This window comes from Streptomyces sp. SirexAA-E (assembly GCF_000177195.2).
GTDB lineage: Bacteria > Actinomycetota > Actinomycetes > Streptomycetales > Streptomycetaceae > Streptomyces > Streptomyces flavovirens.
In genome coordinates this window covers 2527454-2553888 of sequence record NC_015953.1, presented here as the reverse complement: position 1 = coordinate 2553888, position 26435 = coordinate 2527454, and the positions used below count along the sequence as shown (strand labels likewise).

The 26435-nt window shown below is 72.1% G+C and carries 24 protein-coding genes and 1 tRNA gene; 5 read left to right on the top strand and 20 right to left on the bottom strand.

Annotation, left to right across the window (positions count from 1 at the left end; genetic code table 11):
* Positions 1–170 precede the first annotated feature (170 nt).
* The 5 genes from SACTE_RS11265 to SACTE_RS11245 all read right to left on the bottom strand — a co-directional run bounded on the left by SACTE_RS11265 (position 171) and on the right by SACTE_RS11245 (position 4217).
* A complete protein-coding gene (locus SACTE_RS11265) occupies positions 171–383 on the bottom strand; it encodes a hypothetical protein (protein ID WP_014046158.1) in 213 nt (70 codons plus the stop codon).
* Positions 384–571: 188 nt separating this feature from the next.
* Positions 572–1777, bottom strand: a complete 1206-nt coding sequence (locus SACTE_RS11260) for a helix-turn-helix transcriptional regulator (RefSeq protein WP_014046157.1) — start codon at positions 1775–1777, stop codon at positions 572–574.
* Between the two features lie 396 nt (positions 1778–2173).
* A tRNA-His gene (locus SACTE_RS11255) sits at positions 2174–2246 on the bottom strand.
* Positions 2247–2365: 119 nt separating this feature from the next.
* The gene (orn, locus tag SACTE_RS11250) at positions 2366–2971 is read right to left on the bottom strand and encodes an oligoribonuclease (RefSeq protein WP_014046156.1); all 606 of its coding nucleotides are present in this window, start codon (positions 2969–2971) and stop codon (positions 2366–2368) included.
* Between the two features lie 10 nt (positions 2972–2981).
* Positions 2982–4217 carry a helix-turn-helix domain-containing protein gene (locus SACTE_RS11245; protein WP_014046155.1) on the bottom strand — a complete coding sequence of 412 codons (1236 nt, stop codon included), beginning with the start codon at positions 4215–4217 and terminating at the stop codon, positions 2982–2984.
* A gap of 821 nt (positions 4218–5038) precedes the next feature.
* Between SACTE_RS11245 and SACTE_RS11240 the strand changes: the two genes are divergently transcribed.
* Positions 5039–5560, top strand: coding sequence for a universal stress protein (locus SACTE_RS11240; protein ID WP_014046154.1), 522 nt, complete (start codon positions 5039–5041; stop codon positions 5558–5560).
* A 131-nt stretch (positions 5561–5691) separates the two neighbouring features.
* On the opposite strand, the gene glmS is transcribed toward SACTE_RS11240, so the two are convergent.
* The 8 genes from glmS to SACTE_RS11200 all read right to left on the bottom strand — a co-directional run bounded on the left by glmS (position 5692) and on the right by SACTE_RS11200 (position 15871).
* Positions 5692–7521 carry a glutamine--fructose-6-phosphate transaminase (isomerizing) gene (gene glmS / locus SACTE_RS11235; RefSeq protein WP_014046153.1) on the bottom strand — a complete coding sequence of 610 codons (1830 nt, stop codon included), beginning with the start codon at positions 7519–7521 and terminating at the stop codon, positions 5692–5694.
* A gap of 59 nt (positions 7522–7580) precedes the next feature.
* On the bottom strand, positions 7581–7856 hold the full coding sequence (locus tag SACTE_RS11230; protein ID WP_014046152.1) for a hypothetical protein: 276 nt from the start codon (positions 7854–7856) through the stop codon (positions 7581–7583).
* Between the two features lie 88 nt (positions 7857–7944).
* Entirely contained in the window at positions 7945–8814 is an 870-nt protein-coding gene (locus SACTE_RS11225; RefSeq protein ID WP_014046151.1) for a DUF4429 domain-containing protein, read from the bottom strand.
* Positions 8815–8908: 94 nt separating this feature from the next.
* On the bottom strand, positions 8909–9754 hold the full coding sequence (locus tag SACTE_RS11220; protein WP_014046150.1) for a siderophore-interacting protein: 846 nt from the start codon (positions 9752–9754) through the stop codon (positions 8909–8911).
* A gap of 290 nt (positions 9755–10044) precedes the next feature.
* Positions 10045–11211, bottom strand: a complete 1167-nt coding sequence (locus SACTE_RS11215) for an acyl-CoA dehydrogenase family protein (RefSeq protein WP_014046149.1) — start codon at positions 11209–11211, stop codon at positions 10045–10047.
* A gap of 7 nt (positions 11212–11218) precedes the next feature.
* The gene (locus SACTE_RS11210; protein WP_014046148.1) at positions 11219–12196 is read right to left on the bottom strand and encodes a hydroxymethylglutaryl-CoA lyase; all 978 of its coding nucleotides are present in this window, start codon (positions 12194–12196) and stop codon (positions 11219–11221) included.
* Entirely contained in the window at positions 12193–14241 is a 2049-nt protein-coding gene (locus tag SACTE_RS11205; RefSeq protein ID WP_014046147.1) for an acetyl/propionyl/methylcrotonyl-CoA carboxylase subunit alpha, read from the bottom strand. The genes SACTE_RS11210 and SACTE_RS11205 overlap by 4 nt, the downstream gene beginning before the upstream one ends.
* 13 nt (positions 14242–14254) lie before the next feature.
* On the bottom strand, positions 14255–15871 hold the full coding sequence (locus SACTE_RS11200; protein WP_014046146.1) for a carboxyl transferase domain-containing protein: 1617 nt from the start codon (positions 15869–15871) through the stop codon (positions 14255–14257).
* Between the two features lie 131 nt (positions 15872–16002).
* Between SACTE_RS11200 and SACTE_RS11195 the strand changes: the two genes are divergently transcribed.
* Both SACTE_RS11195 and SACTE_RS34585 read left to right on the top strand, forming a co-directional pair.
* Positions 16003–16650, top strand: coding sequence for a TetR/AcrR family transcriptional regulator (locus SACTE_RS11195; protein ID WP_014046145.1), 648 nt, complete (start codon positions 16003–16005; stop codon positions 16648–16650).
* A 115-nt stretch (positions 16651–16765) separates the two neighbouring features.
* Positions 16766–17074 carry a hypothetical protein gene (locus SACTE_RS34585; protein WP_050986363.1) on the top strand — a complete coding sequence of 103 codons (309 nt, stop codon included), beginning with the start codon at positions 16766–16768 and terminating at the stop codon, positions 17072–17074.
* A gap of 52 nt (positions 17075–17126) precedes the next feature.
* On the opposite strand, the gene SACTE_RS11185 is transcribed toward SACTE_RS34585, so the two are convergent.
* Together SACTE_RS11185 and SACTE_RS11180 are read right to left on the bottom strand one after the other, a co-directional pair.
* Entirely contained in the window at positions 17127–18407 is a 1281-nt protein-coding gene (locus SACTE_RS11185) for a hypothetical protein (RefSeq protein ID WP_014046144.1), read from the bottom strand.
* A 263-nt stretch (positions 18408–18670) separates the two neighbouring features.
* Positions 18671–18964 (bottom strand): chaplin family protein, encoded by a 294-nt coding sequence (locus SACTE_RS11180; protein WP_014046143.1) that lies wholly within the window; start codon positions 18962–18964, stop codon positions 18671–18673.
* A 265-nt stretch (positions 18965–19229) separates the two neighbouring features.
* Between SACTE_RS11180 and SACTE_RS11175 the strand changes: the two genes are divergently transcribed.
* The gene (locus tag SACTE_RS11175) at positions 19230–20057 is read left to right on the top strand and encodes a phosphatase (protein ID WP_014046142.1); all 828 of its coding nucleotides are present in this window, start codon (positions 19230–19232) and stop codon (positions 20055–20057) included.
* Here the strand turns inward: SACTE_RS11175 and SACTE_RS11170 are convergent.
* The 5 genes from SACTE_RS11170 to SACTE_RS11150 all read right to left on the bottom strand — a co-directional run bounded on the left by SACTE_RS11170 (position 19979) and on the right by SACTE_RS11150 (position 25141).
* Positions 19979–20392, bottom strand: a complete 414-nt coding sequence (locus SACTE_RS11170; RefSeq protein WP_026359199.1) for a WYL domain-containing protein — start codon at positions 20390–20392, stop codon at positions 19979–19981. The genes SACTE_RS11175 and SACTE_RS11170 overlap by 79 nt on opposite strands.
* Positions 20393–20553: 161 nt before the next feature.
* Entirely contained in the window at positions 20554–21774 is a 1221-nt protein-coding gene (locus tag SACTE_RS11165; RefSeq protein WP_014046141.1) for a cytochrome P450, read from the bottom strand.
* Positions 21775–22044: 270 nt separating this feature from the next.
* Positions 22045–23058 (bottom strand): cation diffusion facilitator family transporter, encoded by a 1014-nt coding sequence (locus SACTE_RS11160; RefSeq protein ID WP_014046140.1) that lies wholly within the window; start codon positions 23056–23058, stop codon positions 22045–22047.
* A gap of 29 nt (positions 23059–23087) precedes the next feature.
* Entirely contained in the window at positions 23088–23963 is an 876-nt protein-coding gene (gene tesB / locus SACTE_RS11155; RefSeq protein WP_014046139.1) for an acyl-CoA thioesterase II, read from the bottom strand.
* A 20-nt stretch (positions 23964–23983) separates the two neighbouring features.
* Positions 23984–25141, bottom strand: coding sequence for an acyl-CoA dehydrogenase family protein (locus SACTE_RS11150; RefSeq protein ID WP_014046138.1), 1158 nt, complete (start codon positions 25139–25141; stop codon positions 23984–23986).
* A 431-nt stretch (positions 25142–25572) separates the two neighbouring features.
* Between SACTE_RS11150 and SACTE_RS11145 the strand changes: the two genes are divergently transcribed.
* A complete protein-coding gene (locus tag SACTE_RS11145) occupies positions 25573–26028 on the top strand; it encodes an Asp23/Gls24 family envelope stress response protein (protein WP_014046137.1) in 456 nt (151 codons plus the stop codon).
* The last annotated feature ends 407 nt before the right edge of the window (positions 26029–26435 follow it).

Sequence of the window (26435 nt, the reverse complement as noted above, 5' to 3'; positions counted from 1 at the left end):
GGTGAACCGGCCGACGGCGTCGAGGGGCGGCGTCCGGCGTGGGAGCAGGGCCCGCCAGGCGCGGCCCAGGTGTGTGGCGGAAGTGCAGGGACTGCCTGCGCGGCAGGTGGCGCAGGCGTAGGTGTGTCCGATCCATGTCTGGTACGCCGCCTCGGCGCCGCGTGCCGTTTTCACGACCGCCTCCGTCGGCAGGTGGGGCAGCAGCGCGGGAACCAGAGGACGAGCGAGCCGTGCGCGTCGACCTGCCGGGGCCCGAGGTCGCACGCCGCCGTGTTCGACAGCGGCGCCCCGCAGAAGACGCAGCTCACCCCGCGCTGTTGCGCGTCGGACAGCGTCATGGGGCTGGGCAGGGACAACCCGGGCGCGTCGGTTCTCTGTGACATGTCGGCGCTCACGCTCGTCCCCCTGTGGGATGGGATGCGGCGCCGGTCATTCCTGACGAGGGACCGGCGCCACGCTCGTGAGGATCACGTTAAGTGTCCGCGCGATCACACCCCAGGGGCGTACCCCATCAGTCGAGCAGCCCGTCTCCGGGAGGTAGGACGTCGCGTCCTACCTCACAGGTCCTACCTCACAGGGCGGGGTCCACACCGAGCCGTGATGCGAGGCCGCGCAGAGTGCTGTTGCGTCGGCGCTCGGCCTCCAGCATTTCCCGCACCGTCGCCGCCGCGCCCGTCTGGAACCGGATCCACTCCGGCTGGTCGGCCTCCACATCCAGGAGCAGTTCCAGCGCGCCCGTGTTGTCGCCCGTCTGGTACCGGGCCTGCGCGACGTCCACCCGGTACGAGGCAGAGTGCACCGGGCGGCTGATGCTGTCCAGGTCGACGGCGGCCGCCGCCGTCAGGGCCACATCAGGCCGGCCCTCGGTCCCGGCGAGCGCCACGTTCACCTGCTGAGTCCGGACGTCGGTGGGGCTGAACGCCGTGCCGTAGGCGCGGACGGGACCGGACTGCACGGCGGCTGACTCGGCGAGCCTGAGCAGCTGCATCGCGTCGTCGTGGTGATCGCCTCGGGCCGTCGGCGTCGCGGCCGCGATGAGCAGGTTCCCGTAGACGGCGAGCTGGTCAGCCGTGGCGCGGCGGCGGGGCGGCTCCAGGGCATCAGCCTTCCGCTCGGCGATGTCTCGGGCCTGCTCCCACCGGCCCTGCCGCAGAAGCACCCACGACAGGGTCGAGACGCCCATGCCCTCGAGCAGCGGGTCCGACGCCCGCGCGGCAGCGGCCAACTGTTTCTCCACCGCCGTGTATGCCCAGTCGGGATGGCCGGACTGGGTGGAGAGGGACGCGGCCAGCTGGTACGCGAGAGCGAGATGGGTCCACACGTCCTCGCGGTCGTGCTGCCGTGCGGTGGCTCGGCCGTCACGCAGGAGGCCGGGGAGGGTGGCGGCGAGCGAGGAGTACCCGCCGCTCCAGTACGTTGCCGTGGCGGCCGTCACCTGCCGTGCCCACTCGTCCGGGCCGGGCGGGTCCTCGAGGTCCTCGCCGCCCAGCACGCCGGAGAGGGACCCGGGGTCCTGGATCGCGTCGCGCAGGGCGAGGAGACCGCCGTCGTCGGCGAGCTGTCGAGTCACGGTGGGCTGTCCTACGAGGCGTTCGAGCTGGACGTCCAGCGCGCGGGCAAGATTCCGCAGGGTGTTGATCCGCGCGGACTCCCGCACGCCCTGCTCCAACTTGCGGATGGTGTCGACGGACACCCCGGAGCGTTGGGCCAGTTGGTCTTGGGTGATGTCGCGGAATTCCCTGAGCGCCCGGACGCGGTCGCCGATGGATGTGTTCATGTGGACCCCCGCCAGAAGGTGTGAATGCACGGTACAGCGTGGAAGGGTCCCCGCCCCGGCCGAAGCCAGGGCGGGGACATTCACGTGGTGTCGGTCAAGTGCCGGGTGCGAGCGTCCACCCGGTCGACCGCGTCCCGGAGACTGCCGCCCGAGTGGGGGTGGAGCTCGTGCTGCACCGATCCGAGGCGCTGCCTCGATGCCGTCCAGGCGAGCTGTGACCCCGGGGCGACCACCTTCCCGCGTGCGCCCCTCGATGCCGGTCAGCCGGTCGGTGCAGCGGGCGGCCCGCACGTCGCACCGCATCTCCAGGGCGCCGCGTGGTCCCGCGGTGTTCCCGAAGTTTCGGATACGACGAAGGCCCGACCTGTTTTCACAGGTCGGGCCTTGATCTTCAAGGGTGAGTAACGGGACTTGAACCCGCGACATCCTGGACCACAACCAGGTGCTCTACCATCTGAGCTATACCCACCATGTCGTCCGGTCGTTTCCGACCGGCCGAGAAAAAGTGTACAGGGTCCCGGGGGGTGCTCGCGCACACGTTTCCCGGGGCCCGGTCACGGCGCCTGGAAAGGGCCGTGACCAGGGGTGTCACTGTCCGGTGGGCTGCGACACGCGTGCCGCGATCTCCTTGGCGCGGGCCGAGTCCGGGCCGGGTTGCGGGACGAAGACCGCGTCCCTGTAGTACCGCAGCTCCGTGATGGAGTCACGGATGTCGGCCAGTGCCCGGTGGTTGCCGTTCTTCTCCGGACTGTTGAAATACGCCCTCGGGTACCAGCGGCGCGCCAGCTCCTTGACCGAGGACACATCGACGATCCGGTAGTGGAGGAAACCCTCCAGCGACTGCATGTCCCGGGCGAGGAAGCCCCGGTCGGTGCCGACCGTGTTTCCGCAGAGCGGGGCCTTGCCCGGCTCCTTCACGTGCTCGCGCACGTAGGCCAGGACCCGCTCCTCGGCGTCCGCCAGGGTCGTGCCCCCGGCGAGCTCGTCGAGGAGGCCCGAGGCGGTGTGCATCTGCCGCACCACCTCGGGCATGGTCTCCAGGGCCGCGTCCGGCGGGCGGATCACGATGTCCACCCCGTCGCCGAGCACGTTCAGTTCCGAGTCGGTGACCAGTGCGGCCACCTCGATGAGTGCGTCGTCCGCCAGCGAGAGCCCGGTCATCTCGCAGTCGATCCACACCATGCGGTCGTTCATGCGCCCCACCCTACGGGGCGCTCCGCTGCCCCGGCAGGGTCGGGCGACCGGGAACGTCCGCCTCCACGGCCGGCCTCAGGGACTCCGGGGAGTTCCCCGGCGCCGGTGCGGAGGCCGCCACGGCGGAGGGGCCCAGGGAGGCCGCGGCAGCGGCCCGCCGGTTCGACGCCGTGCCCTGGGCGGGGACGGACGTCTCCAGGACCGCGGTGACGCTCTCCAGCGCCCCGCCCTGCGGACGACGGGCCCGGTAGGCGGCCCGGTACGCGGCGGGCGAGGAGCCCAGCTGGCGGCGGAAGTGCCCGCGCAGCGCGACCGGTGAGCGGAAGCCGCAGCGCCCCGCCACCTCGTCGACCGAGTAGTCGGACGTCTCCAGCAGCCGCTGCGCCTGGAGCACCCGCTGGGTGATCAGCCACTGGAGCGGTGCGCTGCCCGTGAGCGAGCGGAACCTTCGGTCGAAGGTCCGCCTGCTCATGTAGGCACGCGCGGCCAGCGTCTCCACGTCGAACTGCTCGTGGAGATGCTCCAGCGCCCAGGCCACCACCTCGGCCAGCGGGTCCGAACCGATCTCTTCAGGTAAAGACCTGTCCAGGTAGCGTTCCTGACCGCCACTGCGCCGCGGCGGCACGACCAGCCGGCGGGCCAGTGCGCCGGCCGCCTCCGTGCCGTGGTCGGTGCGGACTATGTGGAGGCAGAGATCGATGCCCGCCGCCGTGCCGGCGGAGGTGAGCACATCGCCGTCGTCGACGAACAGCTCACGCGGGTCGACGTGCACCGACGGATAGCGTTTGGCCAGCGTCGGTGCGTACATCCAGTGTGTGGTGGCCGGGCGGCCGTCCAGCAGGCCCGCGGCCGCCAGCACGAAGGCCCCCGTGCACAGTCCGACGATGCGCGCGCCCTCCTCGTGGGCGCGGCGCAGCGCCTCCAGTGCCTCGGCGGGCGGCGGCGAGGTGATGGACCGCCAGGCGGGCACCACGACGGTGCCGGCCCGGCTGATCGCCTCCAGGCCGTACGGGGCGGTGAGTTCGAGGCCGCCCGTGGTGCGCAGCGGGCCCTCCTCGCCGCCGCAGACCAGCAGGCGGTAGCGGGGAACTCCCGCGTCCTGGCGGTCGATCCCGAAAACGGAGAGCGGGATGGAGCTCTCGAAGATAGGGCCACCACTGAACAGCAGTACGGCTACGACTTCCCGGCGTCGCCGCCCGGTCAGCTTCCGTGCGGCCTCCGTGACGGTGGCGGAGTCCTGGCTCATGACGCTAAGCCCCCCTCGGTGTTCGCGTCTCCCTGGTCCTTACGGGCCTGTCGCACCTGCACGTTTCCCCTCGGTCTCGCACGCGTCCCCAGTCCTCGATACCCAAGATCGAATCTACTGCGTTCCGCGCTGCCGACATGACACGTTCCCCCACGGCCACTATGTCGACAAGGCAACTTGGCGCGAAGCATTCGATCACGAAGCGTTCCACTCACGGGCCCCGCTGGGAAGCGGGCCCGATGATCATGGCCCGTCCCCATCGGTTCAAAGCGTACCGCGCGGTCTATTCCTGCCTGGTGGCACGTGGGTTGGTCGGCCATGACGGCAAGAAATGGGGGTGTCGACGAAGTTGGCTGAAAACCGCTGGTTGTGTGCGCGGAATCCAGTCATGTGACCGGCGCACCTCCCTCGACCGCACGAGCTTCAGTGCGCCCCCGAGCTCGCCATGGACCGTAATGTCTCCACAGGGTGGACGATGCGCAGTCGGCCGATGGCTTGCTGTGACAGTCGGGCCTCTGGGGCGCGCGAGGCATTCGGCCGTCGCGACGCGATCCGGGCGGCGCGGCCGGCGGGTGCCGGAAACGGCCCGCGTCCCGGGCGGCGAGCTGGATGTACGACGCATCCGGCATTGCCATACGGGGCCTTCTCCGGCATGCTCCCTGCAATGCCGCATGCGTTTTGTGAGGGATGGGCAGTGGAGGAGTGGCGCCGTACCCTTGGGGGTAAGGGCTTGGGAAGATGATTCCCGGACACAGCTCCGCCGTTCGCTGACACCTTCACACCGCTCCCTCCTCACGAGGACTCTCTTCGCCGAGACACCGATGGCCGGTCACGAAATCCCCGAACCCGCAGACCGCAAGCAGGTTGCCGATCCCTGGTCGGACCCGCAGCCGGTCGGAGCGTCACGCCCGTCCTGCGATCCCGCCTTCCGGCATGGGGTCGTGGTCGGTTTCGACGGCTCCACCTCCAGTGAACGAGCCCTCGCGTATGCCATCGGTATGGCGTGCAGGCTGAGTTCCGGGCTGATCATCGTCCATGTGGCCAACCGGCTGCCGACCACCGTGTGGGCGGGCTGCGAACCCCCCGTCTTCGTCGACGTGCCCGACCACCGCACCGAGGTCCTCGGCCTGGAGCTGGCGTGCGCGGACTATCTGGCCGAGGTGCCGTGGGTGCTCGTCGAACGCGGCGGGGACATCTGCCACGAACTGGAGGAGGTCGGCCGGGAGTACTCGGCGGACGCCATCGTCGTCGGCTCCACGCACGGTCTCGTGGGGCGGCTCTTCGGTTCGGTGGCGGGCCGTCTCGCGCGCCGCGCCCAGCGCCCGGTCATCGTCATCCCCTGACGCGTACCCACCCCGGTGGTTCTGCCGAGGGGCCGTCAGCTGCCCGCGCGGAGCGGGTGGTTCGCCCTGCGTGTATGCGGAAGGGGCGTCCTCCGCCAGGGAGGACGCCCCTTCCGCGAGGCCCGGTACGGCTACTCGACGGTGACGGACTTCGCCAGGTTGCGCGGCTTGTCGATGTCGCGTCCCATGGCCAGCGCCGTGTGGTAGGCCAGCAGTTGCAGCGGGATGCCCATCAGGATCGGGTCCAGCTCGTTCTCGTTCTTCGGCACGACGATGGTGTGGTCGGCCTTCTCCTGCTCGCGGTGGGCGACGGCCAGGATGCGGCCGCTGCGCGCCTTGATCTCCTCCAGCGCGGCACGGTTCTTCTCCAGCAGGTCGTCGTCCGGGACGATCGCGACCGTGGGGAGGGCCGGCTCGATCAGTGCCAGCGGGCCGTGCTTCAGCTCGGAGGCGGGGTAGGCCTCGGCGTGGATGTACGAGATCTCCTTGAGCTTCAGGGAGGCCTCCAGGGCCACGGGGTAGCCCCGCACACGGCCGATGAACATCATCGACTGGGCGCCCGCGTACTCCTCGGCCAGCTTCTTGATCTCGTCCTCCGCCGCGAGGATCTCGCCGATCTGGTCGGGCAGCCTGCGCAGGCCCTCGATGATCCGCCTGCCGTCGGCCACCGACAGGTCGCGGATGCGGCCCAGGTGCAGGGCGAGCAGCGCGAAGGCGACGACGGTGTTGGTGAAGCACTTGGTGGAGACGACGCAGACCTCGGGGCCCGCGTGGACGTACATGCCGCCGTCGGCCTCGCGGGCGATGGCGGAGCCGACCACGTTGACGACGCCCAGGACGCGTGCGCCCTTGCGCTTGAGCTCCTGGACGGCGGCCAGCACGTCGTAGGTCTCCCCGGACTGCGAGACGGCGACGTACAGGGTGTCCGGGTCCACCACCGGGTTGCGGTAGCGGAACTCGGACGCGGGCTCGGCGTCCGCGGGGATGCGGGCCAGCTCCTCGATGAGACCGGCCCCGATCAGACCCGCGTGGTACGAGGTGCCGCAGCCGAGGATCTTGATGCGGCGCACCCCGCGTGCCTCACGGGCGTCCAGATTGAGGCCGCCCAGGTGCACGGTGGAGAACCGGTCGTCGATGCGGCCGCGCAGCACACGGTCCACGGCGTCGGCCTGCTCGGAGATCTCCTTGTGCATGTAGGTGTCGTGGCCGCCCATGTCGTACGACTCGGCCTCCCACTCCACCGTGGTCGGGGTGGCCGTCGTCGACGAGCCCTCGGTGGTGTACGTGCGGAAGTCGTCGGCCTTGAGGGTGGCCATCTCGCCGTCGTCGAGGGTGACGATCTGGCGGGTGTGCGCGACGAGGGCCGCCACGTCGGAGGCGACGAACATCTCCTTCTCGCCGATGCCCAGCACCACGGGGGAGCCGTTGCGGGCGACGACGATGCGGTCGTTGAAGTCGGCGTGCAGCACGGCGATGCCGTAGGTGCCCTCGACCGACTTCAGCGCCTCGCGGACCTTCTCCTCCAGGGTCGCGGCCTGCGCCCGGGCGATGAGGTGGACGAGCACCTCGGTGTCGGTCTCGGAGAGGAAGGCGACACCGTCGGCGACCAGCTTGGCGCGCAGTTCGGAGGCGTTGTCGATGATGCCGTTGTGGACGACGGCGACCTTGCCCTCGGCGTCCAGGTGCGGGTGCGCGTTCTCGTCGCTCGGGGCGCCGTGGGTGGCCCAGCGGGTGTGGGCGATGCCGGTGGTGCCGGCGAACCGCTTGGGGACCTTGGCCTCCAGGTCACGGACCCGGCCCTTGGCCTTGACCGTCTTCAGGGTGCCCGGCCTGCCCGCCGCGGCCTTGCCCGTGATGACGATCCCCGCGGAGTCGTAGCCCCGGTACTCCAGTCGCTGCAGGCCTTCCAGCAGCAGCGGTGCCACGTCACGCTTCCCGATGTATCCGACGATCCCGCACATAGAGTCTCTGCCCTCCATCGACGTACAAAAGTCCGGTGCCCCGGCCTGCCCCGGTCCGTTCAGCCGTAGACGATGCGGCGCAGCTGGCGGAGCGAGAGCTCCTGCGGCGCCACCGCGCGGTGCGGCAGCTCGGCCGCGATCCGCTCGAAGATCTCCGTGTTCACGAGCCCGCCGGACTGCAGTTCGCGGTGGCGGCGGCGGACGAAGGCCTCGGTCGTCTCGTTGAAGTACGCCAGCACGTCGAGGACCACCCGGGCCGCCTCGCCGCGCTGGAGCGCGGTGGAGCGGACGAGGTGATCGATCAGGTCCTCATATGACGAGCGGCGTTCGAGCACCCGTTGATATTGCTCGGGGTGGATGACTTTCGCAACAAATCTGCCCGATATCGGGCAGGATTCACAGCTGACCGGTGCCGCAACGGGTTCAGAGCCGCTTCAGCACCGCCTGTTTGGCGGTGCTGAACTCCTCGTCGGTGAGGATGCCCGCCGCGTGCAGCTCACCGAGCTCGCGGAGTCGGCGCAGCAGCACGTCGTGGTCGTCGGCCGCCGGGGCGGGCTGCGGAAGGGCGGCCGGAGCGGCTTCCCGGTCCGGTGCGCCGCCGGACGCCGGCATGCGCGCGAGGACGGCGGCGGCGACCAGGACGGCCGTGTGCTCCCGCTTCGACAGCCCCCACAGCTCCAGGGAGTACGGGTCGAACTTGGCCGGGGCGGGGGAGACGGCGCCGGCCCGGTCGAAGCGCAGGGAGCCGTTCTCCAGCCCGATGGCGGGCACCCAGCGCACGCCCGTCACCTCCGACAGGGGCAGGGAGACCGTGCCGCCCGCGGTCTTGGACTCCTCCGCCTTCCAGTTCCAGACGAGGCGGACCGTCCTGCCGTCGAAGGAGGCCGTGCCGTCCCCGCCGCCGCCGGACACCGGGACCTGGGGGCCCGGCAGCAGGAAGTGGTCCACCGGCCCGTCGGGCACCTGCTCGACCAGCAGGGCGTTGCGGATCTCGTCGACCAGGTACTCGGCCACGCCCGCGCGGTCCTTCTCCACCGCGAGCTGGTAGGGGTCCGAGGCGTCCTTGAGCCGCCCGTCGGCGGCCCGCAGCACCGGGCAGGCGCCGGATCGCAGCCGCAGCCGCAGCCGGCCCCCCTTGCGGTCCGGCTCGAACGAGACGCCCGCCACCGCACGCAGCGGGACGGCGAGTTCGCCCAGATCCTGCCGGACCGGATGCACCTTGCCGCCGGGGACGATCCGTACCGTTTCTCCGTCGAAGCTCCACGTTCCGTCACGCGTGATGATGTCCGCCATGCGGGGGATTCTGCCAGCCGGGGAGCCTCCGGTAACCGACCGGGCGGTTTGGTTGAACGTGGTACTGACTGGCCGACGGCCCGGCCATGCGGTGTTACTCGGCCACTCTGGTGGCCTTCTCGCGCAGCTCCTCCTCACTGAGCCCGCGCCGCCAGTAACCGACGAAGGTGACCCTTCTGCGGTCGATCCGCCGCTCCTGGACGAGGTGGCGGCGCAGCGTCCTGACCGCGGAGGCCTCGCCCGCGATCCAGGCGTACGGGGTGCCCTCGGGCAGCTTCGCGGCCCGTACCGCCTCGGCGGCCGGTGCGGCGCCCTCGTCCCGTACCAGCCAGGTGATCCGGACGTCCGCCTCGGTGCGGAGCTCCAGCCGGTCCCCGCGGTGCGGGACCTCCAGCCAGACCCGGGCCCTGGTGCCCGCGGGAAGCCACTCCAGGGCCGCCGACGCGGCGGGCAGCGCCGTCTCGTCGGCCCAGATCAGCACCCAGTCGGTGTCCTCGGGCGGCTGGAAGCGGATGCCGTTGTTGTTCTCGCCCGTCGGGCCCAGCACCTTGAGGAGCTGCCCCGGTGCCGCGTCCCGGGCCCAGCGAGAGGCGGGCCCGCCGTCCCCGTGCAGCGCGAAATCGATGTCTATCTCCGTCGTGCCGGTCGCCGTACGGCGCTGGGCGCGCACCGTGTACGAGCGCATGATCGCCCGTACGTCGTGGGGCAGGGCCCGCCAGGCGGGAAACCACTCGCCGTTCTCGTCGACGGGAACGACGACCTCGCTCCGGCCCGGATGCGGCAGGAACAACGACACGCTCTGGTCCCGGCCGCCCGAGACGAAACCGTCGAACCCGGGGCCGCCGAGGGTGATCCGCTGGAGGGACGGGCTCAGCCGACGGGTCCGCAGGACCGGCAGATCGAAGAACCGGTAGGGGGCGAGGGCGGGGGCGGTCGTCATACGGGGAGTCCTTCCAGGAGCCGGAACGTGTCCGGGCGCGGGGCACGGGCGGTCTGCTCTTCCGTGGTGCTTCCTGCGGCTCCCGCGGCCGTTCCCGCAGCGCTCCCCGCAGTGCTTCCCGCAGTCGTTCCCCGTGGTCGTGACGGGGCTGCGAACGACGGAAGAAAGGCTAGCCTAACCACGAATTCCGGACCCTCGTGACCGGAAAAGACCGCCCCTGCGTCGGCGAGGCGACGCAAGGGCGGTCATGGGTCACTCCCGGGCCCGGCCGGAGCCGGCGCGGGACCGGATCAGGCGCTCATGCCCAACTCCCGGGCGATCAGCATCCGCTGGACCTCGCTGGTGCCCTCGCCGATCTCCAGGATCTTGGAGTCCCGCCACATCCGGGCCACCGGGTACTCGTTCATGAAGCCGTAGCCGCCGTGGATCTGCGTCGCCTCACGCGCGTTGTCCACAGCCACCGTCGAGGAGTACAGCTTGGCGATCGCCGCCTCCTTCTTGAACGGCTCGCCCGCCACCAGCCGGGACGCCGCGTCCCGCCAGCCGACCCGGGCCATGTGCGCCCGCATCTCCATGTCGGCGATCTTGAACTGGATCGCCTGGTTGGCGCCGATCGGCTTCCCGAACGCGTGCCGCTCCGCGGCGTACTTCACCGACTCGTCCACACAGCCCTGGGCCAGGCCGGTGGACAGCGCCGAGATGGCGATACGGCCCTCGTCCAGGATCCGCAGGAACTGCGCGTAGCCGCGGCCCTCCTCGCCCAGCAGGTTCGCCGCGGGCACGCGGACGTCCGAGAAGGACAGCTCCCGGGTGTCCGAGGCGTTCCACCCGACCTTGGAGTAGGGGGCGGCGACCGTGAAGCCGGGGGTGCCGGACGGGACGATGATCGCCGAGATGCGCGGGGCGCCGTTCTCCTTGCGGCCGGTGACCGCCGTGACCGTGACCAGCTCCGTGATGTCCGTACCGGAGTTGGTGATGAAGCACTTGGAACCGTTGATCACCCACTCGCCCGCGGCCTCGTCCAGGACGGCCGTGGTGCGCGTGCCGCCCGCGTCTGAACCGCCGTCCGGCTCGGTCAGCCCGAACGCGCCGAGTGCCTCGCCCGAGCAGAGGCTCGGCAGCCACCGGCGCTTCTGCTCCTCGGTGCCGAAGCGGTACACCGGCATGGCACCCAGCGAGACACCGGCCTCCAGGGTGATCGCCACGGACGAGTCGACGCGGGCCAGCTCCTCCAGGGCGATGCCGAGGGCCAGGTAGTCCCCGCCCATGCCGCCGTACTCCTCGGGGAACGGCAGCCCGAACAGGCCCATGCGGCCCATCTCGGCCACGATCTCGTACGGGAACTCGTGGCGCTCGTAGAAGTCGCCGATCTTCGGGGCGACCACCTCGTGCGCGAACTCCTCGACGGTGCGGCGCAGTTCCTCGTGTTCGGCGGTCAGCCGGTGGTCCAGGGACATGGGAGGGTCACTCCTTGTGAGTCAGGGCGCGGACGGTACGGGACGGGCTGGGCCGGCCCAGCTGTTCGGCCATCCACACGCTCGTGGCGGTGAGTGCGCCGAGATCGACCCCGGTGTCGACACCGAGGCCGTCGAGCATCCACACGAGATCCTCGGTGGCGAGATTTCCGGTCGCGCTCTTCGCGTACGGGCAGCCGCCGAGGCCGCCCGCCGAGGCGTCCACCGTCGTCACCCCCTGCTGGAGCGCGGCCAGGGTGTTGGAGAGGGCCTGGCCGTACGTGTCGTGGAAGTGCACCCCGATCGAGGCGGTGGGCACACCCGCGTCGTTCAGCGCGGCGAGCAGGGCCACCACCTGACCGGGCGTCGCCACACCGATCGTGTCGCCCAGGGAGAGCTCGTCGCAGCCGAGGTCCATGAGCGCCTTCGCGACCCGCACGACCTGCCCGAGCGGGACGGCCCCTTCCCAGGGGTCGCCGAAGCACATCGACAGATAGCCGCGCACCCCCACCCCCTCCGCCGTGGCGCGGGCGACCACCGGCTCGAACATGGCCAGCGACTCGTCCACCGTGCGGTTGAGGTTGCGGGCGGCGAACGTCTCGGTCGCCGAGCCGAACACCGCGATCCGGCGGGCACCGAGCGCCAGCGCCCGGTCCAGACCGCGTTCGTTCGGTACGAGGACGGGGAGCTCGACGTCCCCGACGTCCGCGATCTCGCCGAGCAGCGGGAACAGCCGCTCCGCGTCGGCCAGCTGGGGCACCCACTTCGGGTGCACGAAGCTGGTGGCCTCGATCGTGGTGAGCCCGGCTTCCGCGAGCCGGCGGATGAACTGGGCCTTCACCTCGGTCGGGACGACCGACGCCTCGTTCTGCAGGCCGTCGCGGGCTCCGACCTCGTGGATGCGGACCCGGGCGGGCAGCCCCGGAAGGGGCACGGTCATGGGCAGTGCGGTGGCGCCGATCGCGCCGTCTTCCTCGATGCCGGTCATGCGTCCTCCCCGGGAGCGACCACGGCCAGGACCTGGTCCATGGCGACCGTCGTACCGGCCGTGACGTCCAGCTCGGTGACGGTGCCGGCGTGCGGGGCGGAGATGACGTGCTCCATCTTCATCGCCTCGACCACCAGCAGGCTCTGCCCGGCGGCCACCTCGTCCCCGACGGCCACCTTCACCACCGTGACCGTGCCGGGCATGGGGGCGGCGAGCGTGTCGGCCCCCGAGCGGGCGGCGCCGCTCAGCGACGCCTCGACCGGGTCGTGGTCCTGCACGTGCCAGGTGTCCCCGTCCCGGCCGAGCCACACCCCGTCCGGAGAGTCCGCCCGGCTGAACGTGTGGGTGAGTCCGTCCAGCTCGACGGTCACCCGGCGGTCCGACACCTCGACGAGCCGGGAGCCCTCCGGTGCCGGGCCGGAGGGCAGCGGGCCGCAGGCGTCCGTCGGCTCCTCCCGGTCCCCGGCGTGGCCGAAGTCCAGCTCGGCCGTGCCTCCCGTGCCCGCCCGCACCCCGACCCGCACCGGGTCGTGGCCCGGGATCCGGACGTGGTGGAAGGTCCGGGCGGGGGTGCCGCCGAGGCGCCAGCCGCTGGGCACGGAGAACGGGTCGACCCAGCCGGCGGCGGCCACCGGCGACGGCTGCCGCAGCAGCGCGGCCGCCGCGTACACCTCCTCGGGCACCCCGTGCGGCACCAGTGAGTCCGCCTCGCGCTCCACCAGCCCGGTGTCCAGGTCACCCGCGGCCACCGCCGGATGGGCCAGCAGCCGCCGCAGGAAACCGGCGTTCGTCGGGACGCCCAGGACCACCGTGTCCGCCAGCCCCGCCCGCAGTCTGCGCAGCGCCGTGGCACGGTCCGGCCCGTAGGCGATGACCTTCGACAGCATCGGGTCGTACGTGCTGCCGACCGGCACGCCCTCGCTCAGCCCCGAGTCCGTCCGCACCCCGCCGCCCTGCGGCTCGTGCAGGGCGAGCACCGTGCCGCCCGACGGCAGGAAGCCGCGCGCCGGGTCCTCGGCGCAGACCCGGGCCTCCACCGCGTGCCCGGTGAGCGTGATGTCCGCCTGCTCGTACGGGAGGCGCTCACCGGAGGCGACCCGCAGCTGCCACTCCACCAGGTCGAGACCGGTGACCAGCTCGGTGACCGGGTGCTCCACCTGGAGGCGGGTGTTCATCTCCATGAAGTAGTACGAGGACGGGTCGTCGCCCGGGACGATGAACTCGACCGTGCCCGCGCCGACGTACCCGCAGGAGCGCGCCGCCTGGACGGCTGCCTCGCCCATCGCCGCCCTGGTCCCCTCGTCGAGCAGGACCGAGGGAGCCTCCTCGATGATCTTCTGGTGGCGGCGCTGGAGCGAACACTCGCGCTCGCCGAGGTGCACCACCCGGCCGTGGCCGTCCGCGAGGATCTGGATCTCGATGTGGCGCGGCCGGTCGATCCACCGCTCCACCAACAGCGTGTCGTCGCCGAAGGAGGCGCGCGCCTCGCGCCGCGCGGCGGCGATCTCCTCGGCGAGCAGCGCTTCCTCACGCACCAGCCGCATGCCCTTGCCGCCGCCGCCCGCCGAGGGCTTGAGCAGCACCGGCATCCCGATCTCCCGGGCTGACCCGGCCAGTTGGGCGTCGGTGAGCCCGCTCCCGGACGATCCCGGGACCACCGGGACCCCGGCGGCCGCGACCGTCTCCTTGGCCCGGATCTTGTCGCCCATCAGCGCGATGGCGGAGGCGGGCGGGCCGATGAAGACCAGCCCGGCGTCCGCGCAGGCCTGGGCGAAGTGGGCGTTCTCCGCGAGGAAGCCGTAGCCGGGGTGGACGGCCTCGGCCCCGGTGCGGCGGGCCGCGTCGAGGAGCCGCTCCACGGAGAGGTAGCTCCCGGCGGCGGGCGCGGGCCCGATACGGACCGCCGTATCGGCCTCCCGGACGTGCCGGGCGTCCGCGTCGGCGTCGCTGAAGACGGCGACCGAGCGTACGCCGAGCTCCCGCAGGGTCCGGATGACCCGGACGGCGATCTCGCCACGGTTGGCGACCAGAACAGTGCTGAACACGGGGGTCCTCACCTCACATCCGGAAGACGCCGAACTGGGGGTCTCCCAGCGGGGCGTTGGCACAGGCGGTCAGGGCGAGTCCCAGCACCTGACGGGTCTCCGTCGGGTCGATCACGCCGTCGTCCCAGAGCCGGGCGGTGGCGTAGTAGGCGCTGCCCTGCTCCTCGTACTGCGCGCGGACCGGGGCCTTGAAGGCTTCCTCGTCCTCGGCGGCCCACTGCTCGCCGCGCCCCTCGATCTGGTCCCGCTTGACCGTGGCGAGGACCGAGGCGGCCTGCTCGCCACCCATGACGGAGATCTTGGCGTTGGGCCACATCCACAGGAAGCGCGGTGAGTAGGCCCGTCCGCACATCGAGTAGTTGCCCGCGCCGTAGGAGCCGCCGACGACGACGGTCAGCTTGGGCACCCGGGTGCAGGCCACGGCCGTCACCATCTTGGCGCCGTGCTTGGCGATGCCCCCGGCCTCGTAGTCACGGCCGACCATGAACCCGGAGATGTTCTGCAGGAACACCAGGGGGATGCCGCGCTGGTCGCACAGCTCGACGAAGTGGGCGCCCTTCTGGGCGGACTCGGAGAACAGGATGCCGTTGTTCGCGACGATGCCGACGGGGTGCCCGTGGATCCTCGCGAAGCCGGTGACCAGGGTCTGGCCGTACTCCGCCTTGAACTCCTGGAAGCGCGAGCCGTCCACCACCCGGGCGATGACCTCCCGCACGTCGTAGGGCGTACGCGAGTCGACGGGCACCGCGCCGTACAGCCCGGCGGGGTCGGTCGCGGGCTCCTCGGCGGGCTCGACGGTCCAGGGGAGCGCATCACGGGCGGGGAGCGTCGCGACGATGTTCCGGACGATCCGCAGCGCGTGCGCGTCGTCCTCGGCGAGATGGTCGGTGACCCCCGACGTACGGGAGTGGACCTCCCCGCCGCCGAGCTCCTCGGCGGTGACGACCTCGCCGGTGGCGGCCTTCACCAGCGGCGGCCCGCCGAGGAAGATCGTCCCCTGGCCGCGCACGATGACGGCCTCGTCGCTCATGGCGGGCACGTAGGCCCCGCCGGCCGTGCAGGAGCCCATGACGGCGGCGATCTGCGGGATGCCGGCGCCGGACATCCGGGCCTGGTTGTAGAAGATGCGCCCGAAGTGGTCCCGGTCGGGGAAGACCTCGTCCTGCATCGGGAGGAAGGCGCCGCCCGAGTCGACCAGGTAGAGGCAGGGCAGGCGGTTCTCCAGCGCCACCTCCTGGGCGCGGAGGTGCTTCTTCACCGTCATCGGGTAGTACGTGCCGCCCTTGACCGTGGCGTCGTTGGCGACGATCACGCACTCGCGGCCGCTGACCCGCCCGATCCCGGCGATCACCCCGGCCGCGGGCGCGGCCCCGCCGTACAGCCCCTCGGCGGCCAGCGGGGCCAGCTCCAGGAAGGGGGAGCCCGCGTCGAGCAGCGTGTCCACCCGCTCCCGCGGCAGCAGCTTGCCGCGTGCCACATGCCGGGCGCGGGCCTTCTCACCCCCGCCGAGCCGTGCCGTGGCGAGCCGCGTCCGCAGCTCCTCGGCGAGCGCGTGGTGCGCCGCCTCGTTGGCCTTCCAGGCCTCCGAGGCGGGATCCGCCGCGCTCGCCAGGACCGGTGCCTGCTGCATCGTGTCGAGCCCCCTTGCCCGTACCGCAGTGGTGGATTGAGCGTGCTGTGGCTGGTGAGCCGTTGTTAATGAGCGTTAACGCGTGAGCTCAGGTTAACGAGCGCTAACGCCACTGTCTAGAATGAATCCTCATGAGCACCCATGCCGCCGACCGCGCAGCCGCCCGTGCCGTCTCCCGTGTCGCGGCGCCCACCCGTCGCGAGCAGATCCTCAAGGAGGCCGCCCGGCTCTTCGCCGAGCGCGGTTTCCACGGGGTCGGGGTCGACGAGATAGGGGCCGCCGTCGGCATCAGCGGCCCCGGGCTCTACCGGCACTTCCCCGGCAAGGACGCCATGCTCGCCGAGCTGCTCGTCGGCATCAGTGAGCGCCTCCTCGACGGCGGCAGGCGGGTCAGCGAGGAGAGGGCGGCCCCGGGCGGCTCCCCGGAGGCCCTCCTGGACGCGCTCATCGAGGGCCACATCGACTTCGCCCTCGACGACCGCCCCCTGATCACCCTCCACGACCGGGAGCTGGACCGGCTGCGCGACACCGACCGCAAACGGGTGCGCCGCCTCCAGCGGCAGTACGTCGAGGTCTGGGTCGAGGCCGTGCGCGCCCTGTACCCCTCCCTCCCGGAGGGCGAGGCGAGGGTCACCGTCCACGCGGTGTTCGGGCTGCTGAACTCCACCCCGCACCTCGCCCGCCCGGAGGCACTGCCGGGCCGCGCGGCGACGGCGGCCCTGCTGCACCGGCTCGCCCGGGGCGCGTTCGAGGCGGCGGGCGGCGGCACCGAGGGCTGATGCCCGCACATGGCGACGCCGGTCCGGGACACACCGTCGCCGGCTGGACCGGGACCGCCCCGGGGGCCTCGCCTGCGCCGTCCTGGGGTTCGCTGTCGTCACCGGGTCGGCCGTCGTGCTGGGCCTGGGCGTGGCCCTCGTCGTCGTGGCGGCGCTCACCACCTGGACGCTGCACCTCGCGGGCCGGGGCAAGCCCGGCGGGCCCCGGCCGGTGGGCGGAGAGGGCCGGCGCACCCGGGACAGCACCGCCCGTGCCGGACACGCCCCACTGCCTCGGCTGCCGGATGGCGGGCCGGGGACGGGCGCGCGGGCCCGGGCGGCGGTCCCGCCCCTCCCGCGTCCTGTCCGGACGGGGGACGGAACGGCAGCCGTGGGCCTCGCGCTGCCGGGCGTCCCACGGGCGGGCGGGCTCGGCGACGGGTGAGCCCGAAGGCGTCGACCGCGCGATCCGGGGCGTCCGGGTCAGAGCTTTCGGGTCAGGGCTTCGGCGCCGGGAGAGCGGCCCGGTCCTGGGGTGCAGGCCGGGCCGCGAGCGTCGCGGAGAGCGGGCCGGCGGGGGCGAGGAGAAGGTCCTCGTAGTGGTGGTGGCGTCGCCTGCTGGTGCGGTGGTGCAGGAGGCGCGCGGCGCCGGGACCGTCGCCCTGGACGACCAGGGCGCGGGCGAGGGTGTCCTCGATGATCTCCCGCTCCACACGCACCCCGCCGACCGGACCGGTGCCGAGACCGGTGAGGAGGCCGACGGCGGCGCCGTGGCGGCCGGCCGTGATGTGCGCGAGAGCCCGCACCACCGGTGCCAGGGTCTGCGCGTACGCCGGTCGCGGGTCGCCCTCGGCGGCGCGGGCCAGCTGCTCCAGGTCGTCGGTGGCCTCGTGCACGGCGAGCGCGAGGGCGAGCTGGAAGGTGTGGAAGACCTCGGCCGTCCCTCCGGGGGCCGCCAGCAGCTCACGTACCTGGTCCAGGGGGGTGGTGCGGGCCGGGGGCCGGCCGCACAGCTGCAGCCGCCAGTTCGTGGCCGCCCGCATCCCCACGTCCGAGGCCGCCAGGACCGTGTCCACGCGTCGGCGGGCGTCGTCGAAGTCGCCTGCGGACAGGGACTGCAGGGCGGCGTGCCAGTTCAGGTGCCGGTACTGCACCGCGTCAGGATCAGCGGCCAGCCAGCCGTCGAGGAAGCGGATGGACTCCGGGCCGGCGCCGAGTTCGTGCTCGGCGTGCGCACGGGCGTGCACAGCCATCCCGGACCGGGGGAACAGGGCCAGGGCGTGCTGGGCCAGCTCCCAGGCTTCCTCCGCCCTCCCCTGCTCGGCCCTCACCCAGGCCGTCCGGCCCGCCCACGACCAGCTCTCGGACCCGGCCAGCCGGTACTGCTCCACCACCAGCCGGTCCCCGGCCTCCCGATGGTCCGGCCGCCCGCACGCGTGGAACGCACCCAGCATCAGCCCGGCGACCTCATCCGCCGGGAACCGTGCCAGGTGCGCGGCCAGATGATCGGCCGCCAGCGTGAACTGGCGGTGGGTGTGCAGGTACACGCCGTAGACGAGACTGCGCTCCCACTCACCCTCGGCGTCCTCGAACGCGGTCACCAACTCCGCCTTCAACTCCGCGTCGCCCAGGGCCTCACTCGTGGCCAGCACCCACAACGCCCGCGCCACCCCCGACCCTGGCTCCCGCTCCACCCACTCCCGCAGCAACCGGGTGCCCCGCCCGCTGAGCGCCAACTGCTCCCGCACCGCGGGATGCCGCGCGTCCACACCGACCACGGCAGACCTCTTCACCAGCTTGCGACGCGGGCGGTGCCGGAGCCGCCCGCCCGGTTCCCGGGCAGTTCCAGCGACGGCGAGGACGCGTCCCCGCCCAGGCACGCGCTCGCCTCTCCGCGTCCCACATCAGCCTCCGCTCGCCGGTGCCCTGTCGTCCCCGGTGCGTCAGCGCAGGGGCAACCGGAAAACGACGAAGTCCGTGGTGGGTCACGCGGCCGTGCGCGGTCCGTCGCCCCGTACCTAGTCGGGGCGTCGCCCCGTACCTAGTCGGGGCCTGCGACGCAGACGATGCCGGAGTTGCCCGCCCGGTTCCGGGGCAGTTCCAGCGGCAACGAGGACAGGTTCCCGCCCAGGACCCCGCTGCCGGACGCCGTCGCGCCCGTCGCCGTGGTCCCGGCGCTGTGGGTGACCGCCGTGTTACCGAACGCCCCGTTGCCGACCGAGACCACCCCGGCCATCGCCGTACCGGCCGGCATCACCACCGTCGCCGCCGCGGCCAGCGCGGCTGCGCGCCGCGCCGTGCCGCCCAGGCCCGTACCGGCTTCTCCGCGTCCCACATCAGCCTCCGCTCGTCGATGCCCTGGCGTCCCCGGTGCGTCAGCGCAGGGGCAACCGGGAAACGATCAGGACCGTGGTGGGTCACGTGGCCGTGCGCGCTTCGGCGTGTCGGCCTGCCGCCGCTCTGCCCGCCCTTCCCGTCCGGCCGTCCCCTCGTCCGGCCGTCCCCTCGTCCGGCCGTCCCCCCCCGTCCGACCGGTCGGACGTGCGTCCGGCGTACGGGACCCCGGGCGCGCAGAGGGTCTCCGGCGGCACAATGGGCGCATGCCGATACCCAGCCGCGCCGCCCTCGTCGAGCACCTCGTCCGTACCCGTATCGCGGGCGATGTCGCCACCCCCCGGGACAACAACCTCGACCACTACCGCAAGCTCGCCAACGGCGACCGCCACTACTGGCTGGGGCTCGAACTCGGTGACCGGTGGCGCGACGAGCAGGACGTCCTGGCGGTGATGGCCGAGAGATGCGGTGTCGACGACGACCCGGAGCACCGGCAGGGCCAGGACACCATCGATCCGGAGCTCACCGTGGACGCCCTGGACCGGATGGCGGCCCGGCTGCGGAAGGCCGCGGAGGGCAGGGAACGGGTGCTGTTCGCGACCGGGCACCCCGGCGGGCTGCTCGACGTGCACCGCAAGACGGCCGAGGCGCTGCGGGCCGCCGGGTGCGAGATCGTCAGGATCTCCGGCGGGCTGGTGGCCGACGCGTGCATGGTCGTCCAGTTCGCCGAGGTCGCCGTGGTGGAGCGCGGGGCCTCGCTCTGGCACACCCACTCCCCGGCGCCGATGACCGCGATCCTGGACGGCCTGGAGCGCGAGGGCCGGCCGCTGCCGGATCTGGTCGTCGCCGACCACGGCTGGGCGGGCTGTGCCGGGCAGCGCGGGATCGATTCCGTCGGGTACGCCGACTGCAACGACCCGGCGCTGTTCATCGGTGAGGCGGAGGGCACCCTCCAGGTCACCGTCCCGCTGGACGACCACGTCACCGACCCGCGGTTCTACGACCCGATGACGGACTACCTGCTGGACGCGGCCGGGCTGCTCCGGCCATCCCCTGACGCGGACCCCGCGGGCGGAGACGTGGACCGGGCGTAGCGGCCCGCCGGCTCCCGCGGGTACGTCACCGGCTCGGCGGGTTCCGTCACGGTGAAGTCGTACCCGAGCACGCCCAGGCGGACGGCGAGGCTGTCCAGCGTGTCCGCCCCGGTGACCAGCACGCTTGTCCCCTCGTCCACGGCCTCCACCACCCCCGCCGCGGGATTGACGCGCTCCAGCACCGCGGCGGCCGGGGCGTGCACCGTCACCCGGGCGCGGTGGCGCCAGGCCGCGGCCGAGACCTTCTCCGCGACGTACGCCGCCGCGTCGCCCTCCGGATCCTCGCGCGGGGGGAAACGCGGGCCCGAGGGCGTGCGCGGGGTGACCCGGTCCACGCGGAAGGTGCGCCAGGCGTCCCGGTCTCCTCCCTCCCTGGAGAAGCCGGAGCCGCTGGTCGAGGACGTCCGGGCGTTCTTCGCCGATCTCGGCTGACGGCCGCCCGCCGCGACCCGGCCGCATCACCGGACGGTCCGCCCGGCCGTGGTGCGGCGCCCGGCTACGGTCGCAGGCGGACGGGGAGTGATCGGTGACCGTTGCTGATCAGCGACGGCACCGGGCGCAAGCCGCCTCGCACCACGCCGAGTTCGGCGTCCGGGAAGCGGTCGAACAGCACCCGTAGCGCGGTCTCGCCCTCCATCCGGGCCAGTGCGGCGCCGAGGCAGAAGTGGATGCCGTGGCCGAAGGCGAGGTGGTCCTTGGTGAGACGGGTGGCGTCGAAGTCGTCCGGGGTGTCGTGCCAGTCGGGATGGCGGTTGGCGGCGGCGTACGACGCGAGGATCGCCTCGCCCTCGAGGATCACCCGGCCGTCGGGCAGTGGTATGTCACGTACGGCGAAGCGCAGCGGCAGGTGCTTGACGGGCGGCTCGTGGCGCAGTGTCTCCTCCACGACGTCGGCCCAGGTGGCCCGGCCGGCGTGGACGTGGGCGAGCTGCTCCGGGCGGGACAGCAGGGTGGTGACGGCCTGGTCGAGCAGATTGACGGTGGTCTCGTACCCGGCGTTGATCATCAGCAGGAACGTGTCGCGCAGTTCCTCCTCGGTCAGTGCCGCCTCGCCTTCCTCCTCGGCCGACGTGATCAGTGCGGACGCCAGGTCGTCACCCGGCGCGGCCCGTTTGGCGGCGATGAGGCCGTCCAGCATCGCGTACAGGGTCCGCGTGTTGGCGGCGGCCTCGGCGGGGGTGACCGTGGTGTCGAAGACCCGGTCCACGAGCGCGCGGAACTCGTCGCGCCGCCCCTCCGGCACACCCATGAGGTGACCGATGACGGCGATGGGCAAGGGCACCGCGTACCGCTCACGCAGATCGGTGCTCGCGCCCGCCGGAGCGCTCTCCAGGCCGTCGGCGAGCCGGGACGCGATCTCCTCGACGACCGGCTGCAACGCGGCGATGCGCCGTGCGCTGAACGCCGGTGCGATGATCCGGCGTAATCGGCGGTGGTCGCCGCCGTACGCGGTGAACATGTTGGTGGCGGCGACCCAGAGGGCGAGGGGCCAGGTCCGCACCGCCTCGGCGAAGCCCGGCCAGTGCCGACGCCCGTCCTTGGACACGTCGGGGCTGGTGAGCAGCTCTTTGAGCAGCACCGGATCCGTCACGGACCAGGCGGGCACGCCGAGGACGTCGACACGGGCGGCGGGCCCCAGGGCGCGCAACAGCCGGTTCTCGGCGTCGGCGTCGCCTGCTGCGGGGTCGAGCACGATCGGGGCGGACTGCCGGGACATGGCGTGGCTCCTCGGGGCGGCGGGGCGGGCGCCGGGCTTTCTACCCGCCGCCGGGGGAGCGAACGCGGTACTTGCAGGTCAGGAGGGGTACGCGGGCGTACGCCAGGAAGAGCGGGGCGCCGGGGCGCGTGTCAGAGCGCGTGGGGCGCTCGGACGGCGTTCCCGGGCGTGCGAGGGCGTGCGGGCTCGGGCGTGCGGGGCTCGGGCGTGCGGGGCTCGGACGCGTTCCGGGCGCGTGCACGGCCCGTGGCCGTCCCGGACGCGCCCGGGTCAGCCGTCCTCGGCCGTCCGGCGCCGCTGTCCCCGTCCGGGCGTCGGGTCCAGGTAGACCCGGCGGACCGAGGGGTACCGCTCCCGCAGCCGCCGCTCCGCCTCCTCGCAGGACTGCTCGACCTGCTCGGCGCTCGCCGCGTCCCGGAAGTCGATCTTCGCCGCGATGAACATCTCACGCGGCCCCTGGATGAGGGTCGTCAGCTCCACCACGTCCACGATGTGCGCCACCGCGACCAACTCCTCCCGGATCCCCGCCCGGACATCCTCCGGCAGCGGACGCCCGATCAGCAGCTGCGCGTTGGAACGGCCCAGCACCCAGGCGACGTACGCCAGCAGTACACCGATGAGCACCGAGGCGATGCCGTCCCACATCCCCGAACCGGTCAGCTGCCCGCCGAGCAGTCCGCCGGCCGCCAGCACCAGGCCGATCAGCGCCGCTGAGTCCTCCATGACCACGGCCTTCACCGCGGTGTCCGGGGTACGGCGCAGATAGTGCGGCGCGGGCACGTCCAGCACGGTCGCCGCCCGCCTCACCTGCCGAAGACCGGTGCGCAGGGAGAACCCCTCCAGCAGGAAGGCGACGACGAGCACCAGGTAGGAGATGAGCGGGTTGCCCAGTTCCTCGCCCTGGACCAGCGTGTGGATGCCGTCGTAGAGCGAGAACACCGCGCCGCCGACGAACGTGGCGACGGAGGCGAGCATCGCCCAGATGTAGCGCTCGGCGCCGTAACCCAGCGGATGACCCTCATCGGCAGGCTTCGCGCTGCGCTTGAGCGCGGTGAGGAGCATGACCTCCGTGACGGTGTCGGCGACCGAGTGCGCGGACTCAGACAGCATCGCGCTGGACCCGCTGATCAGCCCGGCCACCAGCTTCGCCAGCGCGATACCGAGATTGGCGGCCGCCGCCACGACCACGGTGAACGTGGACTCCGGCGCTCCGTCGGACTCCTCGGCCGCACCGGACTCCTCGGCCGCACCGGACTCCCCGCCGTGGTTCCGCTCGTCGCTCATGGTGGGGAGTATGTCGGATGTGCGGGGTTTCAGTCCCTCGGGACGCGGACCAGGCCCTCCTGGATGACCGTGATGACCAGCCGGCCGTCCGCCGTGTAGATCCGGGCCTCCCCGAGTCCGCGTCCGCCCGACGCCGAGGGGGACTGCTGGTCGTACAGCAGCCACTCGTCGGCCCGGAACGGGCGGTGGAACCACATCGCGTGGTCCAGGCTGGCGCCCACCACGTCACCGATCGCCCAGCCGCCGCGCCCGTGGGCGAGCAGCACCGAGTCCAGCAGCGTCATGTCGGAGACGTACGTCGCCATGCAGACGTGCAGCAACGGGTCGTCGGCCAGCTTGCCGTGCGTCCGGAACCACACCTGTGAACGGGGTTCGCGCGGCTCACCGGCGGTCGCGAACGGCGGGGCGTCCACGTACCGCAGATCCACCGCCGCGCGAGCCTCCAGCAGCCGGTCCACCATGCGCGGGTCGCTGAAGCGGTCCGCGTACCGGGGGAGCATCTCGGCCGCCGTCGGCAGCGTCTCCGGGTCCGGCGCTGACGGCATGGCCGCCTGGTGGTCCATGCCGTCCTCGTGCGACTGGAAGGAGGCCGAGAGGTGGAAGATCGGCTTCCCGTGCTGGACGGCGACGACCCGTCGGGTGGTGAAGGACCGCCCGTCGCGGATCCGGTCCACGCTGTACACGATCGGCGCCCCGGGGTCCCCGGGCCGCAGGAAGTAGGCGTGCAACGAGTGCGCCGCGCGGTCGGCCGGCACCGTACGGCCGGCGGCGACCAGCGCCTGCGCCGCGACCTGGCCGCCGAAGACCCGGGGCACGACCGCGCTGCGGCTCCGGCCCCGGAAGATGTCCTGCTCGATCCGCTCCAGGTCGAGCAGATCGAGCAGGGAATCGAGTGCTGCGCTCATGGAGGAGAACGTGACCCCTCTTACAGACCCATGGACTTGGCGATGATCGACTTCATGACCTCGCTGGTGCCGCCGTAGATGCGGTTGACCCGGTTGTCCGCGTAGAGGCGGGCGATCGGGTACTCGTTCATGTAGCCGTAGCCGCCGTGCAGCTGGAGGCAGCGGTCGATCACGCGGTGCGCGACCTCGGTGCAGAACAGCTTCGCGGAGGCCGCCTCGGCGGGCGTGAGCTCCCCGGCGTCCAGCGCCTCGATCGCGCGGTCGCAGACGGCCTCGGCGGCGTCGACCTCGGCCTTGCAGGCGGCCAGCTCGAACTTGGTGTTCTGGAACGAGGCGACGGTCTTGCCGAAGACCGTGCGGTCCTGCGTGTACTGCTGGGCGAACCGCACGGCGGCGGAGGCCTGCGCGTACGCGCCGACGGCGATGCCCAGGCGCTCCTGCGGGAGGTTCTGGCCGAGGTAGGAGAATCCCTTGTTCTCCTCGCCCAGCAGGTCCTCGACCGGTACCTTGACGTCCACGAAGGACAGCTCGGCGGTGTCGGAGACCTTCAGGCCCAGCTTGTCGAGCTTGCGGCCGACCGAGTAGCCCTCGGACTTCGTGTCGACGACGAGCAGCGAGATGCCGTGGCGGCGGTCGTCCGGCCTGGGGGCGTCGGTGCGGGCGCAGACGATGACCTTGTCGGCGTGCACGCCACCGGTGATGAAGGTCTTGGCGCCGTTGAGGACGTAGTGCGTGCCGTCCTCGGAGAGCTTGGCGGTCGTCTTCATCCCGGCCAGGTCCGAACCGGTGCCCGGCTCGGTCATGGCTATCGCGTACATGGACCTGCCGGAGACGAAGTCCGGCAGCCAGCGCTTCTTCTGCTCCTCGGTGGCGTACGCCTTGAGGTAGGGCAGGCACAGCAGGACGTGCACACCGGAGCCGCCGAAGGACACGCCCGCGCGGGCGGTCTCCTCGTAGATGATCGCCTCGTACTTGAAGGACTCCTCGCCCGCGCCGCCGAACTCCTCCGGCACCTCGATGCCGAAGATGCCCAGTTCGGCGAGCTTGTAGTAGAAGTCGCGGGGCGCCTGGCCGGCCGCGTACCACTCGTCGTAGACGGGGACGACCTCGGCCTCGATGAAGGCCCGCAGGGTCTCCCGGAACGCCTCGTGGTCCTCGTTGTAAACCGTACGGCGCACGGGATGCCTCCTGGTGTCAGCGTCAGCGTCTGCTTCGGATGCGGCTGCGAAGCGCGTGTCTAAGCGCTTGCTCAGTCCTGGTCAAAAGTTACCCGGGGGTCACGGCGGCTGTCCAGGGTGATGCTGAGCACGTCTGCGCGGGCGTGGTGGGGGCGGGCCGCGTCAGGCCCGGGTCCGAACGGATCGCCGCATCCGGCAATCCGGTGCCCGACCTGCTTCGAATCACCGGGTGAGGGCTTGGGAACCGCCCTCACCTCCGCCGGCCGGGGTGTGGCCCCCCGCACCCCGGCCGGCACCTTCGCGCCCGGGAGGGGAACGGAGGCGGTCGCGTGTCACTCCGATGGCGGGCGGCGACGGACGGCCGCACAGTGGAACGAGGAGCTGACGAGGGTGCGATCCGCCTCGTCGCGACAATTCTCTGTGAGGCAGTCATGGCTGATGCTGAAACCCTGAGCGGTAGTTCACCGGCAGGCAGGAGCGCGGGGAAGTCCGTGCGCGGCACGACCACCATCGCCGACGGCGTCGTGGCGACCATCGCCGGGATCGCCGTCCGCGAGACCGACGGCGTCCACTCGGTGGGGCGGGGGCCGGCGAAGGCCGTGGGTGCCGTCACCGGCCGCAGGTCCGGATCCTCCGGTGCGGGCCGCGTCGTCAAGGTCGAGGTGGGGGAGAAGGAAGCGGCCATCGACGTCGACGTCGAGGTGGAGTACGGCATTCCGATCCACGAACTCGCCGACCGGATCCGGGCGCAGGTGAAGGACGCGGTCGAGACGATGACCGGACTGGACGTCGTCGAGATCAACATCAACGTCTTCGACGTCCACATCCCCGATGACGACGATGACGACGAGGACGACGGGGACCGCTCGGCCCCACGCGTGCGGTGAGCTGTTCGCGGGTGGAACAGGGGTGTGCACGGTCCAAGGCGCCGGCCCCTTCTGGCGATTGCCGGAAGGGGCCGGGCCGCCGTCAGCTCTCTTCGGCGCCTACTGGGGCTTGAAGGAGCGGATCTGGTAGTTCCCCTGGAGGTTGCCGCCGCTGACGGCGGTCGTCGAGCCGATACGGGAGTTGTAGTTGGTCGCCGTGTAGTACCGCACGCGGTGGCTAGTACCGCACACGGTGGCCGGTCCCGTTCCACACGGAGCGGACCGGACGCGCCTCCGTGCCCCGGGCGCGGGCGCGGTCAGCGTCGGTGTGCGGGCGGGGGCGTTGTCATTGGCGGGATGTCAGTGGCGGGGTGCAGGATCAGGACGACGGATCACCGACCGGCACCACGGCCACGGGATGACGAGAT

Coding starts and splice junctions, on each gene's coding strand:
- SACTE_RS11265 (WP_014046158.1), bottom strand. CDS start 383: ATGTCACAGAGAACCGACGCGCCCGGGTTGTCCCTGCCCAGCCCCATG.
- SACTE_RS11260 (WP_014046157.1), bottom strand. CDS start 1,777: ATGAACACATCCATCGGCGACCGCGTCCGGGCGCTCAGGGAATTCCGC.
- orn (WP_014046156.1), bottom strand. CDS start 2,971: ATGAACGACCGCATGGTGTGGATCGACTGCGAGATGACCGGGCTCTCG.
- SACTE_RS11245 (WP_014046155.1), bottom strand. CDS start 4,217: ATGAGCCAGGACTCCGCCACCGTCACGGAGGCCGCACGGAAGCTGACC.
- SACTE_RS11240 (WP_014046154.1), top strand. CDS start 5,039: ATGGCCGGTCACGAAATCCCCGAACCCGCAGACCGCAAGCAGGTTGCC.
- glmS (WP_014046153.1), bottom strand. CDS start 7,521: ATGTGCGGGATCGTCGGATACATCGGGAAGCGTGACGTGGCACCGCTG.
- SACTE_RS11225 (WP_014046151.1), bottom strand. CDS start 8,814: ATGGCGGACATCATCACGCGTGACGGAACGTGGAGCTTCGACGGAGAA.
- SACTE_RS11220 (WP_014046150.1), bottom strand. CDS start 9,754: ATGACGACCGCCCCCGCCCTCGCCCCCTACCGGTTCTTCGATCTGCCG.
- SACTE_RS11215 (WP_014046149.1), bottom strand. CDS start 11,211: ATGTCCCTGGACCACCGGCTGACCGCCGAACACGAGGAACTGCGCCGC.
- SACTE_RS11210 (WP_014046148.1), bottom strand. CDS start 12,196: ATGACCGGCATCGAGGAAGACGGCGCGATCGGCGCCACCGCACTGCCC.
- SACTE_RS11200 (WP_014046146.1), bottom strand. CDS start 15,871: ATGCAGCAGGCACCGGTCCTGGCGAGCGCGGCGGATCCCGCCTCGGAG.
- SACTE_RS11195 (WP_014046145.1), top strand. CDS start 16,003: ATGAGCACCCATGCCGCCGACCGCGCAGCCGCCCGTGCCGTCTCCCGT.
- SACTE_RS11175 (WP_014046142.1), top strand. CDS start 19,230: ATGCCGATACCCAGCCGCGCCGCCCTCGTCGAGCACCTCGTCCGTACC.
- SACTE_RS11165 (WP_014046141.1), bottom strand. CDS start 21,774: ATGTCCCGGCAGTCCGCCCCGATCGTGCTCGACCCCGCAGCAGGCGAC.
- SACTE_RS11160 (WP_014046140.1), bottom strand. CDS start 23,058: ATGAGCGACGAGCGGAACCACGGCGGGGAGTCCGGTGCGGCCGAGGAG.
- tesB (WP_014046139.1), bottom strand. CDS start 23,963: ATGAGCGCAGCACTCGATTCCCTGCTCGATCTGCTCGACCTGGAGCGG.
- SACTE_RS11145 (WP_014046137.1), top strand. CDS start 25,573: ATGGCTGATGCTGAAACCCTGAGCGGTAGTTCACCGGCAGGCAGGAGC.